The sequence below is a fragment of the Hymenobacter sp. genome, from assembly GCF_036387835.1.
GTDB lineage: Bacteria > Bacteroidota > Bacteroidia > Cytophagales > Hymenobacteraceae > Hymenobacter.
On record NZ_DASVSY010000079.1, the window covers coordinates 111,338 to 127,064 of the forward strand.

19 protein-coding genes and 1 pseudogene are annotated in these 15,727 nt (G+C 55.1%); 8 read left to right on the forward strand and 12 right to left on the reverse strand.

What is annotated here, in order from left to right; all coding sequences use genetic code 11:
- Positions 1 to 28: 28 nt before the first annotated feature.
- Complete coding sequence (locus tag VF639_RS15675; protein ID WP_331146867.1) at positions 29 to 982, reverse strand: IS110 family RNA-guided transposase; 954 nt, start codon at positions 980 to 982, stop codon at positions 29 to 31.
- Positions 983 to 1,347: 365 nt separating this feature from the next.
- Between VF639_RS15675 and VF639_RS15680 the strand changes: the two genes are divergently transcribed.
- The 3 genes and pseudogenes from VF639_RS15680 to VF639_RS15690 form a co-directional block, all read left to right on the forward strand.
- On the forward strand, positions 1,348 to 2,580 hold the full coding sequence (locus VF639_RS15680) for an acyl-CoA dehydrogenase family protein (RefSeq protein WP_331146868.1): 1,233 nt from the start codon (positions 1,348 to 1,350) through the stop codon (positions 2,578 to 2,580).
- Between the two features lie 570 nt (positions 2,581 to 3,150).
- Positions 3,151 to 3,672 (forward strand): YfbM family protein, encoded by a 522-nt coding sequence (locus VF639_RS15685; RefSeq protein WP_331146869.1) that lies wholly within the window; start codon positions 3,151 to 3,153, stop codon positions 3,670 to 3,672.
- 98 nt (positions 3,673 to 3,770) lie between these two features.
- A pseudogene (locus VF639_RS15690) lies at positions 3,771 to 3,884 on the forward strand (phosphopantetheine-binding protein); the annotation flags it as partial.
- A 492-nt stretch (positions 3,885 to 4,376) separates the two neighbouring features.
- Here VF639_RS15690 and VF639_RS15695 read toward each other — a convergent pair.
- Genes VF639_RS15695 through VF639_RS15710 form a run of 4 tightly spaced genes read right to left on the reverse strand, consistent with a single transcriptional unit; the run spans position 4,377 to position 5,572 of the window.
- Positions 4,377 to 4,712, reverse strand: coding sequence for a DUF5615 family PIN-like protein (locus VF639_RS15695; RefSeq protein ID WP_331146870.1), 336 nt, complete (start codon positions 4,710 to 4,712; stop codon positions 4,377 to 4,379).
- Positions 4,696 to 4,974: a DUF433 domain-containing protein gene (locus VF639_RS15700; protein WP_331146871.1), complete on the reverse strand. Its 279-nt coding sequence runs from the start codon at positions 4,972 to 4,974 to the stop codon at positions 4,696 to 4,698. Before VF639_RS15700 ends, VF639_RS15695 begins: the two co-directional genes overlap by 17 nt.
- Before the next feature lie 3 nt (positions 4,975 to 4,977).
- Positions 4,978 to 5,313, reverse strand: a complete 336-nt coding sequence (locus VF639_RS15705; protein WP_331146872.1) for a hypothetical protein — start codon at positions 5,311 to 5,313, stop codon at positions 4,978 to 4,980.
- Complete coding sequence (locus VF639_RS15710) at positions 5,297 to 5,572, reverse strand: DUF433 domain-containing protein (protein ID WP_331146873.1); 276 nt, start codon at positions 5,570 to 5,572, stop codon at positions 5,297 to 5,299. Before VF639_RS15710 ends, VF639_RS15705 begins: the two co-directional genes overlap by 17 nt.
- Before the next feature lie 128 nt (positions 5,573 to 5,700).
- Here VF639_RS15710 and VF639_RS15715 point away from each other — a divergent pair, with 128 nt between their 5' ends.
- Positions 5,701 to 6,138, forward strand: a complete 438-nt coding sequence (locus VF639_RS15715; protein WP_331146874.1) for a hypothetical protein — start codon at positions 5,701 to 5,703, stop codon at positions 6,136 to 6,138.
- Between the two features lie 136 nt (positions 6,139 to 6,274).
- Here VF639_RS15715 and VF639_RS15720 read toward each other — a convergent pair whose 3' ends face one another.
- Positions 6,275 to 6,736 (reverse strand): DUF4268 domain-containing protein, encoded by a 462-nt coding sequence (locus VF639_RS15720; protein ID WP_331146875.1) that lies wholly within the window; start codon positions 6,734 to 6,736, stop codon positions 6,275 to 6,277.
- Between the two features lie 194 nt (positions 6,737 to 6,930).
- Here VF639_RS15720 and VF639_RS15725 point away from each other — a divergent pair, with 194 nt between their 5' ends.
- The gene (locus tag VF639_RS15725; protein WP_331146876.1) at positions 6,931 to 7,308 is read left to right on the forward strand and encodes an HIRAN domain-containing protein; all 378 of its coding nucleotides are present in this window, start codon (positions 6,931 to 6,933) and stop codon (positions 7,306 to 7,308) included.
- A gap of 124 nt (positions 7,309 to 7,432) precedes the next feature.
- On the opposite strand, the gene VF639_RS15730 is transcribed toward VF639_RS15725, so the two are convergent.
- Positions 7,433 to 8,395 carry a hypothetical protein gene (locus VF639_RS15730; protein WP_331146877.1) on the reverse strand — a complete coding sequence of 321 codons (963 nt, stop codon included), beginning with the start codon at positions 8,393 to 8,395 and terminating at the stop codon, positions 7,433 to 7,435.
- Between the two features lie 302 nt (positions 8,396 to 8,697).
- On the opposite strand from VF639_RS15730, the gene ruvB reads away from it, so the two are divergent.
- The 3 genes from ruvB to queG all read left to right on the forward strand — a co-directional run bounded on the left by ruvB (position 8,698) and on the right by queG (position 11,475).
- Positions 8,698 to 9,738 carry a Holliday junction branch migration DNA helicase RuvB gene (gene ruvB, locus VF639_RS15735; protein ID WP_331146878.1) on the forward strand — a complete coding sequence of 347 codons (1,041 nt, stop codon included), beginning with the start codon at positions 8,698 to 8,700 and terminating at the stop codon, positions 9,736 to 9,738.
- Between the two features lie 84 nt (positions 9,739 to 9,822).
- Complete coding sequence (locus tag VF639_RS15740; protein ID WP_331146879.1) at positions 9,823 to 10,113, forward strand: hypothetical protein; 291 nt, start codon at positions 9,823 to 9,825, stop codon at positions 10,111 to 10,113.
- 426 nt (positions 10,114 to 10,539) lie between these two features.
- Entirely contained in the window at positions 10,540 to 11,475 is a 936-nt protein-coding gene (queG, locus tag VF639_RS15745; protein ID WP_331146880.1) for a tRNA epoxyqueuosine(34) reductase QueG, read from the forward strand.
- A 102-nt stretch (positions 11,476 to 11,577) separates the two neighbouring features.
- Here the strand turns inward: queG and VF639_RS25405 are convergent, their stop codons facing one another.
- The 5 genes from VF639_RS25405 to VF639_RS15770 all read right to left on the reverse strand — a co-directional run bounded on the left by VF639_RS25405 (position 11,578) and on the right by VF639_RS15770 (position 15,500).
- Entirely contained in the window at positions 11,578 to 11,769 is a 192-nt protein-coding gene (locus VF639_RS25405; RefSeq protein WP_414654736.1) for a hypothetical protein, read from the reverse strand.
- A 311-nt stretch (positions 11,770 to 12,080) separates the two neighbouring features.
- A complete protein-coding gene (locus tag VF639_RS15755) occupies positions 12,081 to 12,947 on the reverse strand; it encodes a ferritin-like domain-containing protein (RefSeq protein WP_331146882.1) in 867 nt (288 codons plus the stop codon).
- A 15-nt stretch (positions 12,948 to 12,962) separates the two neighbouring features.
- The gene (locus tag VF639_RS15760) at positions 12,963 to 13,688 is read right to left on the reverse strand and encodes a ferritin-like domain-containing protein (RefSeq protein ID WP_331146883.1); all 726 of its coding nucleotides are present in this window, start codon (positions 13,686 to 13,688) and stop codon (positions 12,963 to 12,965) included.
- A 162-nt stretch (positions 13,689 to 13,850) separates the two neighbouring features.
- Complete coding sequence (locus tag VF639_RS15765) at positions 13,851 to 14,732, reverse strand: ferritin-like domain-containing protein (protein WP_331146884.1); 882 nt, start codon at positions 14,730 to 14,732, stop codon at positions 13,851 to 13,853.
- 33 nt (positions 14,733 to 14,765) lie between these two features.
- Positions 14,766 to 15,500 (reverse strand): ferritin-like domain-containing protein, encoded by a 735-nt coding sequence (locus VF639_RS15770; RefSeq protein WP_331146885.1) that lies wholly within the window; start codon positions 15,498 to 15,500, stop codon positions 14,766 to 14,768.
- Positions 15,501 to 15,727: the final 227 nt, after the last annotated feature.

Consider the following 15,727-nt stretch of genomic DNA (forward strand, 5'->3'; position numbering starts at 1 on the left):
TGCTTCGGCAAGCTCAGCATGAACTGTGTTAAGAAACAAGGTTAAGATGAAACGCCGGGTCAAATTGGCGTTGATGGAAGACCAGGGCCCAGGCCTGGCGCAAGAGGCGGGCGGCCACGGCGCACAGGGCTTGGGGCTTGGCTTTGCCGGCCGCGAGCAGGCGCTCATACAACGCTTGGCAGGCCGGGTTGGTCCGGCAGGCCGACCAGGCCCCGACGTAGAGCAAGCGGCGCAGGCGCCCGTCGCCGAGCTTGCTCAACCGGGAGCGGCTGCGCACACTCGTGCCCGACGCGTAGTGGCGCGGGCACAACCCGGCGTAAGCCACGGCCTGGCGCCAGCCCGTAAAGGCCTGCAAGCCCGGCCCGCCGAGCAGCAGGGCCAGGGCGATGCGCGGCCCCACGCCGGGAATGCCGCGCAGACGCTCATAATCGGCCCCGCACTGGCGCTGCGCCTCGTCTTCGAGACTCTTTTGCAAGTCGGCCAGGCGTTCTTCCAACCGTTCCAGTTCCTGGTCGAGAGCGTTTTCGCTCACCGGGTCGGGGTGGGGCGACTGGCGCAGGGCGTGGCGGTGATTGCGCAAGGCCGTGCGCTGCCCGAGCAGCAAGTCGAGCAGGGCCTGGCGCTGCTGCAACTGGCTCAGCCACAGCGCCGGGGGCTGATGCAAGGGCGGGGTGAAAGCGGCGCCAAACTGGCTCAGCAGCTGCGCGTCCGTGCGGTCGGTCTTGCTGCGCCGCAGCTGGCTTTGGGCGAAGCGGCGCACGGACAAGGGGTTGACCACGCACACGGCTTGCCCGGCCTGGTGCAGGGCCGCGAGCAGGCGCAGGCCGTAGGGCCCGGTGGCTTCGAGCACGCACACGGCCCCGGCGGGCAGGGCCGCGAGCAGGGCGGCATAGCCGGCCGGCGTTTGCGCCAGGCGTTGCACGCCGCCGGGCAGGTCGGCGTCTACGTAGTGCTGGCTAATGTCAATACCTACGTACTCCATAAAGAAAAAGGGAAAAGAAGTGAAACCACAACGCAGCGGTGGCGTGCCCGCCCTGTCTCCCACCATCATTCATCCGGCCTATGACGACCACTGAACTGTCCGGGCTCACGGGCCGGCGGCCCAACGGGTGCCAGCATGCTGAACGGTCTTCTCGACCAATGACGAACTGCGGCCTGGCCCAAAGGGGTGCCACCACAAACATATGATGACGGGTAGTTTGGCAACGGCAGCACGTCAAGGGCACTGCGCACGGCGGAACAACTCACTCAGTTGCTCAGTTACGCTGAACCATGTGCCTGCGCTGCCAGTTCTCCATGTCGAAACTTCTATCTTTGAAGACCCCAACCCACCCAATTCATTCTGTTATGTCTTCGCAAGCTGACGTCCTCTCGCCTCAGGCCAAGGCCACAAAAACCCACGGTTCCACCAACGCGGCCGGCTTCACCGATTACTTCGACCTCGACGGCCTGCTCACCGAAGAGCACAAGCTCGTTCGCCAAAGCATTCGTGACTTCGTAAAAAAGGAAATCAGTCCCAACATCGAGAAGTGGGCGCAAAACGCGCACTTCCCTTCCGAGATTGTCAAGAAGTTCGGCGACGTCGGCGCCTTCGGCCCGACCATCCCCACGGAGTACGGCGGCGGCGGCCTCGACTACGTCAGCTACGGCCTGATCATGCAGGAAATCGAGCGCGGCGACTCGGGCATGCGCTCCACGGCTTCGGTGCAAGGTTCCTTGGTAATGTTCCCGATTTATGCCTACGGCTCCGAGGAGCAGCGCCGCAAGTACCTGCCCAAGCTGGCCTCCGGCGAGTGGCTCGGCTGCTTCGGCCTCACCGAACCCGACCACGGCTCCAACCCCGGTGGTATGGTTACCCGGCTCGAAGACAAAGGCGACTACTACCTGCTAAACGGCGCCAAACTCTGGATATCTAACTCTCCCGAAGCGCAAGTAGCTGTGGTGTGGGCTAAAGACGACAACGGTCGCATCCGGGGCGTAATAGTAGAGCGCGGCATGGAAGGCTTCAGCACCCCCGAAATCCATAACAAATGGAGCCTGCGCGCCAGCACCACCGGCGAGCTGGTGTTTGAAGACGTGCGCATTCCCAAAGAAAACGTGCTGCCCAACATCGACGGCCTCAAAGGCCCGCTCTCCTGCCTCGACTCGGCCCGTTTCGGTATTGCGTGGGGCGCCATCGGGGCCGCCATCGACTGCTACGAGTCGGCGCTGAAGTACTCGTTGGAACGCACGCAGTTCGGCAAACCCATCGGCGGTTTTCAGCTGCAGCAAAAGAAGCTGGCCGAAATGCTGACTGAAATTACCAAGGCCCAACTCATGGCTTGGCGCCTCGGTACACTCAAAAATGAAGGCAAAGCCACCACCGCCCAAATCAGCATGGCCAAGCGCAACTCCGTGGATATGGCCCTGCACGTTGCCCGCGAAGCCCGCCAGATCCACGGTGGCATGGGCATCACCGGCGAATATCCCATCATGCGCCACATGATGAACCTGGAATCCGTTGTCACCTACGAAGGCACCCACGACATCCACCTACTCATCACCGGCGCCGACATCACCGGCATCCAGGCGTTCAAGTAAGAGCATCAGGAGTAAAAAGCCCCGCTGATTATATACCAGCGGGGCTTTTTTTGTTATACATTGGGCCATGTACTTGCTCCTGATTGTCTGCTTAGTGGGTGTATTGCTGCTTTTCGTTGGGATGAGATATGGAGGGTCCTGGCTGATTCTTTGTGCTATAGCTGGCTACCTGATTATCCCTGGCTTCTACGAAGGTGGCTGTGACGGCGGGCTCTGTACGCTGTGGATCTTGGTTATGCCACCAATTTGGTTTGGAATAGGGATTGTGCTGTTGATAGTGAAGATGTCACACAAGCGGAAAGACCGCGCTAAAGTCATTGATAAACAAAACTCAGCTGAGGAGCTACAAACTGATGTTAAATAATTCGTTTGGTAGCAATGATGATATTTCAGGTAGACTTGGCTGAATATAGAAAACCCGCACTCTTGTCAAATTCGCAAACCACCGGCGCCGACATCACCGGCATCCAAGCGTTTAAGTAAACGCTGATTTACCTACCTTGAAACGGCCGTTCTGGAAACAGAGCGGCCGTTTTTGTCATTCCATTTCACCTTCACAGTAATCTAATTATGGGCATGTACTGCGAACTGCTTCAGGTAAGTCCGGCCTACGCGCAGCAACTGATACAGGAACCAGACCGGATTTTTGACTGCTTAGAAGAGCCAGACTTGATTGAAGACGGAGCACTTGGTGAGGACATAAACCTTGATAAAGCTTGGCATGGCTTACACTATCTGCTAACAGGTACTGCATGGGGCGGTCAGGAGCCAGCTTGCTATCTAGTGACTGGAGGTGAGCAAATTGGCGACGAAGTGGAGCACGATATTGGGTACGGCCCGGCGCGGCTGCTATCACCGGCACAGGTAGCTGCATTCGCCGCTATTACAACGTCCCTCACGCCAGCGGAAATCCAGGAGCGGCTTAACCCGAATGAAATGACCCAACTCGATATATACCCGGAAGTATGGAGCCGGGTAGGGCAGGATGCTCAAGACAACTACGACTACTTGGTAGAATACGCCACGGAGTTACAGGGTTTTCTAGCGCGGGCAACTGACCAGCAGTTGTCAGTAGTGATTTATCTTATTTGAATAGATTACAACTCTGGTGTGATAATATGCACCCTATTCGCTGAATTGGGCTGCGCCAGTAGCGTTAGCACCTACGGCTATTCTTCCAAATCATGGGCTTGGACACCGTAGAATTGATTGTGGCCTTCGAGAAGCACTTCCAAATCTCTATTCCAGACCAGGAAGCCGAAAAGATAGGTACGGTCGGGGAGGCGGCTGCTTGCGTGACCCAGCTCCGTGGTTTGTTGCCCGACCCAATCCGCACGGCGGCGTACCACACGGTACTGCAACAAGTGCTCAGCTGCCTGCAACCCGAGTTTCCGACTGTGTCGGAAGTTACGCGGCTTGCTGCGCTCTGGCCTGCCCCAAGCCGGGGCCAGGCCACCCGCCAGCTAGCCAACTGCCTGGAATTGGAGGTTCCACCGCTGCCGAAGCTACAGCCGCCGTTGCCCCCGGCCACTTGGCTCCCGCAGTTGCTGCAAATCCGTCGGCCGGCCCCGCCCGAGTATTTTCCAAGCACCGTGGCTGACCTCACGGAATGGATAGTGGCGCAAAACTACGCCCGCCTGCTGCCCGCACCGACCACGCTCTACGAAGCACAACGTGTAATGGTAGGTCTCACCAGCTACTACAGCGGCGTGCCGGTGCCAGAAATCAGGCTCTCAGACAGCTTCACGAACGATTTAGGAATGGACTGAGAGAGTGCTGGCATGTTGTGCTCGGGTTTATTCTTCCTGCTTCACTACATGCACCCCGCCCGCCAGATCAAGCTGTGCCAGCAACTGCCGCAAAGCGGAAACTAGCGGGAACAGCGTGTCATAGTCGTTCTTAGCTGCCTGTAGTATGATAACGGGTAGCGGATACTCCTGCCAATTCTGCTGAAACTGCAAACCTTTGTCAACCGTGAGCAATGCTTCAAAACCGTGTTCCTGCATAAGCTTCAGCAGTTCGCCGTTCTGGTAGCTGGTCCAACCCATTTCCTGTACAGAAAACACCTGGTGCTCGGCAATTGACCGGAAACGGAGCTTGCGTGGTAGGTTCTCGTCAAGCAGCAGTTTCATGTCCTGGCTTGTGAGCAAACGAGAAATCTATTTGCGCGGGTTGAACGTGCAAGTATTCAGGTAACAGGCATTTCATAGCCAATTCGAGTACCGCTTCCGCTTGCGCACGCTCCACCGTTGGAAAATCCTCCAGAAACTCGGCCAGGGAGTAATTGCCGGTCAGACAATCAAATAAGTTTTTGATTGGCACGCGGGTACCAGTGAAAACGGGTGTGCCGCTCACAGTTTCCGGGTCGATGGTGATAAGGTCGGTGCGGAGCATGGGTTAAGTGCTAGGGGTTATTTCATGAACGCCGCCGGCCAGGTTGGGCTGAGCTAGTAGCGCTTTGATCTGTGGGGTAAGCGCATGATAGTCCTCATACTGGTCGCCACCCGCATTCAGCACCAATACGGGCAGTGAATACCGTCGCCAATTCTGCTGGTATTGCATCTGCTTATCGCCAGTGAGTAGAGCTTCGAAGCCGAAGGCTTCCATTAGGCGGAGTAGCTCCCCATTCTTTTTGCCCTGCCACTCCATGTCTTGCACCGAAATGGCTTCGTGTTCCGGGCGAAGGCGGTAGCGCAGCTTTTTCGGTAAATCTTCATCAAGCAGCAGTTTCATCGCGCTTCTCGGTGTAGGAGAAATCAATCTGAGCTGGTTCAACTTTCAGGTAATCAGGCAGCAGCACGCTTAAGGCTACATCGAGCACCCGTTGGGCCTGCTCCTTTTCAACGGTCGGGTAGTCATCGAGAAACTCGTCTAGTGGGTGCCCATGCCGTAGATAGCTGAACAAGCGGCTGATAGGCACGCGGGTACCGGTAAAAACCGGGGTGCCACCCGTTATTTCCGGGTCGATGGTGATAAGGTCGGTGCGGAGCATAGTCTAAAGTACGTAAAAAAGAAGTGGCGGGTAGAATCAAGAAACCACGCCAGACAAACGCGCCCGCGCGTAGCCAAGCGGAATTGAAACTCGTATAAACCTGATATCCACTAATCTACCCTAACAATATGGAAAACGAACAGCAGCATGAAAATGCCGAGTCGCGGCGGCAGGAGCGCCGCGAGCATGATAAAGAACAGTACCGCCAAGAAGGCATTGAAATGGGCCAGGAAGGCCCTAATCCTAACCTGCACCACCACGACCGCACCCGTACCGGCGACGGCAATTTCACCCCCGATAGCCAGGCTGAAACCGGCTCCACGGATGGCATTGCAACGACCATAAGTGGCGACGGCGGAAACAACGGTGGCCGCTACCACAACCTCGACGAAGCGAAGGCCAGCGGTACCCCCAATGCAGACCAGGGCGGCACTACGGGTGCTGCACAAAGCCGCGAACCGCACTTACGTACGCCTAGCGCCCAAACCTCGCACACCAGCAAAGGCCCGCGTGGAGACCACGGTGGGGATGGTAGCCAAGGCAGCAATAGCGGCAACCAAACCTAGCGGTTCACTTCTTAGCTTATGCCCACAAGAACTGTCATTCCGACCGGAGGGAGGAATCTGAGTGTAATCGTTGAAAGACTTTAACTCAGATTCCTCCCTCCGGTCGGAATGACAGTTCTTGTAAAGCGCCGCCGGACTATCGGAGTTCGTCAAACGTATATTGCGCGGTGCTCCAGAACTCGTCGAGGGCGACTAAACGCGGTTTAAAGAAGGAAATGAGCTTGGGCCAGTCGTCACGATTAAATAAGTTGACGGGCTGTAACTCTTGGTAGATGCGGCTGATGGGTTGGCCGTTGGCGTCTTCCGTTTCGGGTTCCCATTGCCACGACTCGCCTAGCGTTTCATGAAGCATGGGTTGAAGCTCCCGAAACTGCTCGAAGAATAACTCCCGAATGCCGGCATCCGGGTGAGTTAGCTCGATGGCAGTGGAAGCCCGGCGGCCATCGGCGTGCAGCCGGAAATACACGTGCTTAAGACCGGTTTTGTAGTTGATCCAGTTGGTCGGGCCGCCCTCGGCCGAAGGCACCGGAGCCATGTATTGGCCGAAGGTGGTCCAAAAGGCCTGGCGTATCTGAGAAACTTCTGTTTTACTGTACATAGTGTCGAAATAGCGCCTTCCGTGGGCAGAGGCAGCAAAGGCTAAAGTCTTAAGGTGAAGAAGTAGCGCGAAGCAGATTTTCTGTGGCTGCTTCTGGCTTCCGCGCTACTCTTCCAGTCTTAGGCGGCGAATAAATAAAATACGGGAGCAGAGGTCTGCCGGCCGAAGATTTTCAGGCGTTACCTGTGAAGCTCATGGCTACTTCTTTACTTTACGTCCTCACCAGCCCCGTTTCTATGGCCGCTCCCGATTCCTCTTCCGCGCTTGTTCTACTTGAATGCCTGGTGGCCGGTACCACCCACCGCCCCGGCCTGTCCGACTACGAACCGAAGCTGCAACTAGGCCAGCGCCTAGTTCTAACCCGCGAAGCCGATAGCACCTATGACGATTGGGCCGTGCGCGTAGTAACCGCCGACCCGAAACCGGTGTGGCTCGGCTACCTCCCCGAAGGCCGCAACGAAACCGTAGCCCGCCTCCTCGATGCCGGTTTCCCGCTCGAAGCCCGCCTCAATCACAAAGCATGGGAAGACGAATGGCTGCACCTGGAAATCGAAGTGCTATTAACTCGGTGAAGGAGTGAAGTGGTGAATGAGTGAAGGAGTGAATGAGTGAAGTAGCCTACGTCAGCTGACGGTAGCGTCAACAGCTGACGTAGGCTACTTCACTCATTCACTCCTTCACCTTTCACCGTCTCACTCATAGCCAATCAGCGAGGGCTAATACTTGCTGCCGGGCCGTCAGTAGAGCCGGCTCTTGTGGGAAGGTGTGCTGTACCCAACGGGTAAAGCCGCTGACCATTTCGCCTACGGCCTGCCGATGGCTCGGTGCTGATGCGGCGGCTGTTTCTTCGGCGGGCCGAGCTGGAAAAAGGTTTTCCAGCCCTAGCCGCTCCAATACTTCCGACACGAACACCATACCGCATACCTGCATGGCTTGGTAAAGCTGTACCAGTTCCGGCAAACTCAATGGCAATTCCTCAGTGGCTTGCAGCTGCCCGAGGCGCGCTATCATTGGCTCCAGCGCGGCGGGCTGTAGGTTGGGCAAAGCAGCCACCGCCCGTAGAAACGCATGGTCGCCGGCTTCAGGCAGGGAGTGAACCAGCAGCAGCGCCAAACGCACCATTTGCAGCTGAGCCTCCGAGAAGCGGATGGTAGCAGCTAGTGGCGCCGGCGCTGGATGTGCCGCCACGTAAGCTTGAAAGAGCTCTTCCACCCGCAGCCGGTGCAACCCGAGCAACAAGTTGGCAGGCAGCTGCTGTTCGAGCGTCGCCAGAAACGCGCCACTCAGCTCTTGGCAATACGTTTTCAGTTGTTGCATCTGCGCAATGCCGATGCCCATCTGACGCCTTACGTACGCCAAAACAGGCTCTGCCAGGCTGGTATCAAGGGTAAGGCGGCCTAGCAGAAGCAGGTTGTATAAGGGACGGGGCTGGTCCTGGAGGGCTTGTAGCAACTGCTCGTGACTGGCAATGGCGTTGAGCTTGGTTACTTGGTTGATGGTAAGATTGGTAAGTGTTGCAAGCTGACTGACTACCTCGTCGTGCGAGCGGCTAAGCAGCTCCAGGCAGGCCATACCGTGCAGCGAGAGGCAATGTGCCAGTTGGTCGTAAAAGTCAGCAGGCAGTGTCTGAAGCCAGTTGTTGGAAGCAGAAGAAGACATGGAGCAGCAAAAGCAATGGAAGCGGCAAGTTACGGGAGCCGCCTTGGAGTACGAAGCTCGAGCTGCCACATACAAGTGTTACAAGGGTCGGGTGGTACGCTTGTTTGAGGTCTTTCTAGCTATTTAAACTGCTTTCAGGTGAAAACTGCAGCCCTGCAGTAGAGTAAGAAGAGGCCATAGTCACCGCTATTTTGCTAAAAAAATTAGCTAATACACTTCTTGTAATGTTTTTTGCTAAAAAAGGGACAATTTGTTAGCTTGAGGTGTTACCTTGCCAACATCAACCTTTCCATTCGGCTGCTATGCGCGAATCTTATCTCACCGGCGGCAACGACCACATGGATGCCTCCGAAAAGGACATTGACAAAGCCCTCCGCCCGCTTTCGTTCGACGATTTTGCGGGGCAGGACAAGGTAGTCGAGAACCTGAAAGTGTTTGTGGCCGCTGCCAAGCGCCGTGGCGACGCCCTCGACCACGTATTGCTCCACGGGCCTCCCGGCTTGGGCAAAACCACCCTTTCCCACATCATCGCTAATGAGCTGGAATCCGGTATCAAAATGACCAGTGGCCCAGTGCTCGACAAGCCCTCCGACCTGGCCGGCCTGCTCACCAACCTCGAGCCGCACGACGTGCTGTTCATCGATGAGATTCACCGCCTTAATCCGGTGGTGGAAGAGTACCTCTACTCGGCCATGGAGGACTACCGCATCGACATCATGCTCGATTCGGGTCCGAATGCGCGTTCGGTGCAGATTACGTTGTCGCCCTTCACCCTGATTGGCGCCACCACCCGCTCCGGCATGCTCACCTCGCCGTTGCGGGCCCGTTTCGGCATCAGCTCGCGCCTGGAGTACTATGATTCTAAGCTGCTGACCAGCATTGTGAAGCGCTCGGCCGAAATCCTAGGCACCCCTATCCATGAGGATGCCGCCTTTGAAATTGCCCGCCGCTCGCGTGGTACGCCACGTATTGCCAACAACCTGTTGCGCCGCACCCGCGACTTTGCTCAAATCAAAGGCGACGGCACCATCACGGTGGATATAGCCCAGTTTGCCCTCAACGCCCTCGACGTTGATGCCCGCGGCCTCGACGACATGGACAAGCGCATCCTGACCACCATCATCGACAAGTTTAAGGGTGGTCCGGTAGGCCTCAGCACCATTGCTACGGCCTGCGGCGAGGAAGCTGAAACCATTGAGGAAGTGTACGAGCCGTTCTTGATTCAGGAAGGCTACATCAAGCGCACCAGCCGCGGCCGCGAAGCCACCGAGCACGCCTACCAGCACCTCGGCAAGCTCATGCCCCAGCACTTGCGCGGCAACACCGGCGAGCTGTTCGCATAAGGAGTAGTAGAACTCAAATTCTTTGTTGTTGGAACGCACTGCCTTTGGCGGTGCGTTTCTATTTTTCAACAGTATCTTTCTGTTATGGAAACACAGTCCGTTATGCAGCAGTTTCAGCAGTTGCCCGTTGCGGCTCAGCGTGTGGTAGCAGAGCTTATTGCTTTGTTAGGCAAGCAGAGAGCCTCGGTTGCTCCCGAGAATTTGGATGAAGGTGCAACCATACTCTCGCATACCGTACTTGGTGTACCAATGGCTTGGCCGGAAAATGAATTTATGAATCCGGAGTTCTATGGCTCTTGGTCTGATCGGTCAGACATCACCGACAGCACTGAGTACGTGCGTAATTTGCGCCGGATTCAATGGGGACCTAAGTAATGAGTGATCATAACGTTGATCTGGACTTGGCTTTTGAGACGAGGATTCTGGTCGATTCTGACATACTTATTGATGTCATGCGAAAAGTGCCAGTTGCAGCATTTGTATTGCAGGATGCCAAAAAACATGCTCCGTTAGCTATCAGTGTGATTACACGTCTGGAACTAGTATCGGGTAGCGCTAATCGAGAGAATTTATTGCAGGTGGAAAGCATACTGCGCCGGTTTGAATATTTCAGAAGAAATATCAGCAGTTGCTGACAGTCTTGTAACTCGTTATTATCTCAGTCACGGATTACTGATTCCTGATGCCCTTATTGCCGCCACGGCATTGGTGTATGACCTGCCATTGCTCTCCAAGAACCAGCGCGATTACCGATTTATTTCTGGCTTAAAGCTGCTGCCTGCCGTATCCGGCCGCCCTCTGATGCTCCCTACCGCTCACTATACCGCCTTTATCAAGCAACGTGCGGCGGAGCTGGGCTTTATGTATTGCGGTATTTCCAAGGCCGAGTTTCTGAAAGAAGAAGCACCGCGTCTCGAAAACTGGCTGAACCGCAACATGCACGGCCAAATGGGCTACATGGCCAACCACTTCGATAAGCGCCTCGACCCGCGCCTGCTCGTAGACGGTGCCAAGTCGGTGATTTCGCTGCTGCTCAACTACTACCCGCCCGAAGAAACTCAGCAGCCCGACGACACGCTCAAAATCAGCAAGTACGCCTATGGCCGCGACTATCACTTCGTCATCAAAGACAAGCTAAAAACACTCTTGGCGGCCATACAAGAGGAAGTTGGGGAAGTAGGGGGCCGGGTTTTCGTCGATTCGGCCCCAATGATGGACAAGGCTTGGGCCAAGCGCAGCGGCGCCGGCTGGATGGGTAAAAACACCAACCTGATTACGCCCGGCGCAGGCTCCTTCTACTTCATAGCCGAGCTGATTCTGGACCTGGAACTAGACTACGACGGCCCTATTAAAGACTACTGCGGCACCTGCACCAAATGCCTCGACGCCTGCCCCACCGGCGCCATCACCGAGCCCTACGTGGTAGACGGCAGTAAGTGCATCAGCTACTTCACCATCGAGCTAAAAGATCAGATACCCCGCGAAGTAGAAGGCAAGTTCGGCAATTGGGTGTTCGGCTGCGACATCTGCCAGGATGTGTGCCCCTGGAACCGCTTCGCCAAACCGCACCAAGAGCCTCAATTCGCGCCGCATCCGGGCCTGAAAGACCTGCGCCCCACCGACTGGCAGGAAATTACGCACGAACTGTTTTCAGAGCTGTTCCGTCAGTCGGCAGTGAAGCGGACGGGATATGCCGGCCTGCAGCGGAATATTCGCTTTGTAACGGGGGAGGAGTAGCCGAACAATGCGATAAAAAAGCAAGAGCCTCGTGGCAAAAGAGCGTCAGTTGTAACTACTGCTCCTTTGCCACGAGGCTCTTGCTGTTAGATGCTAGCTAACTTAAAGTGTTGGCTGAGTGAACACGCGGTTTAAGATGCGGTGATAGATACGGGAAAACTGCTCGTAGCACCACACTCGGAATTGGGCTAGCTCAGCGGGTACCAGCATACGAAGAGCTTTGCGTAGCTCTTTCTCAAATAGGATTTTATCGAAGCTCACTTTGAGCAGGATGGTTTTTGCATATTCCAACATAGGAGTAAGCTTGTTTTCTTTTTTGGGTGTGGGCGAGAATTTTGGGTTGGTGAGCATGTATACGAAACGCTGAAAAAAGGATACGCTTCGACCGAGTAGAGCGACGTAGTTCGGGTAGGGTTCAAGGTATTGAATATAGCGAATCTGTTTGCGGATGGCTGTGTAAGATTTGGACACTGAACTACTTATTAATAGAGGTATTAATCTATGTTCCGGTTGCTGCCCATAAAAAAAAGGAGCCCTTTCAAGTTCCTTTTTTTCTGGAAAAAAATAACAAAGACGCCGTCCTAACCTAATTCAGGCAAATCAACTTAGAGCGTGAACAGGTTTAGTACCCCATCGACACTATCGGCCGCCAGGGGTTCGTCGAATGCCTCGGGCACACTTTGAGTTAGAAGGTTGGGCCCGGAACCAATCGGTAACAGCCGGAAAGGCACGGAGGTATAGTTGGGCAATAGTTGCGTAGTTGCATGTTCGGTAGCATATACAACGGCCGTTTTGCCGGCTACTGTAATGTCTGCATCAGCGGGGCTCGGCCACGGCTTAACTACCGCTCCTCGCTGCCGCCGGATGGTGCGGATGCGGGTAGCATGCCGGCTTTCGGTGGAGTGAAGCTGCAAGGCAGTTTGCAGAATGTAGTTGTCCTGGATGAGGAACTCCACCAAGCCCTTGTAAGCGCCTACCCCGGTGTCTTCAAGTAGCTGGGCCAGCCTCAGGAACTGGTCGAAATCGGTGAATGCGTTGGGGAAAAGAGCAGCCTGCGTGTTGTTTTTGCTGCCCGTAAAGTCGTAGTTTGGCTGCGTGGGCACGTCGCCATTAGACGAAGCAATAAGACGGGCCAGCAACGCCGCATGCTGCTGCTGGTGCGCCTGGATCTTCACCAAGGAAGCACGGACGCTGGCGTCGGACGGGAAAAAGCTGGCAGGAGCATTCAGCGCCCGGGTATAAAAAGCATTTTGCAGCCGCTCCAACCGCAAGGCCAGCAGCAGCGAATCCAGAATAGTACGGGTATCACGGGCCAGGGCAGGCACGCTGCCCAAGCCCAATGGTAGGGCTGCCGCTAGTGTTTTCGCCCCAAAACGGCGCAACTCCGCAAGGGCGTCGCGGCGGGCGGTGGGCAACTCGAAATGGTCGGGAGTGGTAGCGGCTAGGTCGGCCAGAAGCTTCAGAATATTCATGACAGTAAGCAAGCCTTAAGTGGTCGGCAAGGCCGCTACAGATACTTCAATAGGAAAAAACGGCTTCAGTAACTCGATAACCTCGGCTGGTGTTTTGGCATCATCGAGGCCATCGGCCCCCACCGTCGACGCAAAAGAATCGGCCTGTAGCACCTCGTGTACCAAAGCGGCATGACGAGCTTCCACGGAGGCGAGCTTACCCAATAGCAGTAAGTTGGCAACCACCGTGAGCAGCTTTCCGGCTCCGTTGTAAGCCGCTACCCCGAGGTCTTCCAGTTGTCGGGCCGCCGTCCATACACCCACTCGGGTAGTAAGTGTAAATGAGGAGAAGTTGAATTCTAAGGGTGTGCTGAAGGCATTATCGTAAGCATTGCCACCCAGCACAACTTTCAAAAACTCACGGTGAATCAATTCATGGTCACGTAAGTCGGTAAGATAAGCCAGCTCACCGGGAAGCAGGTCGGCTGGCGGGGCGGCTACCACCTTCGTGTAGAAGGCAGCTTCAAGCTGTTCTAGCAAATACGCATAGTTTAGAACACCATTCTCTTGACTCTCTTGGGTTACTGTCTCCACCCCATTAGCACCTATGACTACCCCAAGTCGTAGCACGTTGCTTACGACCGGCGTAACCGGATCATCCTTGCAACCCGCCAGTACCAAGGTCGAGGTGGCAAGAGTAGCACCCGCCACCCGAAAAAAAGAACGACGCTGCATGGCACGCGTCAGGAAAAAGGTTGACATAAGCAGACAATCACAAAGCAACGCCGCAGCAAATTCGGCCTGGAAGTAAGCAAAGGTAACTCGTTATAATGGGATGCTCTAACAACGAATTAGGTTGCATGAAAAAGGCACCCCCAAGAATGGAGGCGCCTTTTTATGACTTCAAAAGGTTTTGTCTAGTATTTAGAAAGTTGCTGTAGCCCTCGCAATAGCTACTACGGTCGTGTTATCTAACCCTTCGTCGAAGGCAGCACTTACATCTTCGGCGGTGTACATAGCACCAAGACCCGTAGTGAGCGTAACGCCAGCCTGCACTAAGTTGCCCTCCGCTGGAAAGAAGAGTGCTGGGGGCATACCCGTAGCCGGATTGCCAGCGCCGTATACAACGGCCGGAACGCCGTTCGCGTCACCGTTGACAATCCAAGGCATGATGGTCGTTTGAGCACCAGCCGTTGCACCACGACGCATCAGTCGAACGTGGGCCGCGTGACGAGCTTCAACCGAGTGAATCTGCAAAGCTGTCTGCAGAATGTTGGTCTGGGTGCCAGTTACTACAGCTGCACGTGGAATGTTAGTTGCCTGACCTTTGTAAGCCCGTACGCCCGTATCCTCCAGTGCCTGAGCAGTGCCGAGGAAGCTTGCATACGTAGCGAAAGCATTTCCGAAGTTGAACCCGTTAGCAGGAGCGGCTGCTGCATTTGAGCCCAGCACGGCTGTCAATAGGTTCACATGGGCCAACTCATGATCCCGAATCACGGTTATGGCCGTGCGGTCGGCGCCAGTTAGCGTAGCCGTTAGAGTAGGAGCGGCCAAAGCCTGACGGTAGAAGTCGTACTCCAGACGCTCCAACAACAGCGCATAATTCAGGACAGCGTTTGGATCAGCAAGGGTTTGCTGGCCAACTGCTTTATTGAAAGCAGAGCCAATAGCAATTGGGGCAGCAGCTAAAGCCATTTTTTTGCTGATGTCGCCCAGCAAGGTCATGGCACTACGACGGTGCGTGAGGCGGTCCATTACTTCAGGATCCACCTTTTCCAGCTCGGAGATTATGTTGAACAGATTCATATCAAAAAAGAAGTCAGATGTAGGAAGAAGGAATTAGCTGCCGATGTTGCTGCCATTGATAGTTTCCCGGATAAAGGGCTGCGCGGCGGCCAACACGATGGCCGGAGTCAAGCCCTGATCGAGGCCTTGAGCATTCACTACATCACTGCCTGCAAAGCTGCCTGGAGTTATCAAGTCACGGACATAAGCAGCATGGCGAGCCTCCACGGATACAATTTTACCAGCTAAAAGCAAGTAGTTCTTGCCTGCCGGAGTGTCACCAATGAGTCGGCCAGCTCCGTTGTAAGCACCTACTCCTAGATCTTCAAAAGTGCGAGCTGTGGTAAGCACCGAAGCACGGTCAGCAAAATTTATCGTGCTGAAATTCGGCGTCAGACCTGGAATTACGGAAGCAGCCGGAATGGCCGCTTTAAAAAAGTCGCGGTGAATAGCTTCATGCTTGGCAATAGCCATTAAAGCAGTTCTTTCGTCTGCATTGGTAAAAGCCGTATTGAAAGCGGCGTTGCTTACCACCTGGGCATAAAAAGCAGCCTCCAATTGCTCTAAAGCATAAGCATAATTCAGTACACCTACATCACCAGAGCCCAGGTTGACGGTACCAGCAGGCATACTACCGCCATTATCATCATCATCGCAGCCCGAAAGGAGCAGAGCGGTGGCGCCAGCAGTGGCACCGGCATACATAAAGAACGAGCGACGCTTGATGGGAACGTAAAGCGGCTTGGCAAATTCTGCCTCGTCGCCACCCTTTTTGAGATTGTTGGACATGTGATGGGAAAATTTGGGTAAAGGAAAATTTCAGTAAACAAAGCCCTTCACACGGTTTCTTAGGAGTTGCGTATTGAAGAAAACCGGGAAATGCTGTCGAGTATTTGGAAGTCACTTACGGGGTGTAGGCCTGTGGGGATTGCCAAAGCCCGAAATTTTATTGCCGGGCTTATGGAACGCGTGACCTCAACTATAAAATAGTTGAGTTTACTAAACGGTCGAGCTAA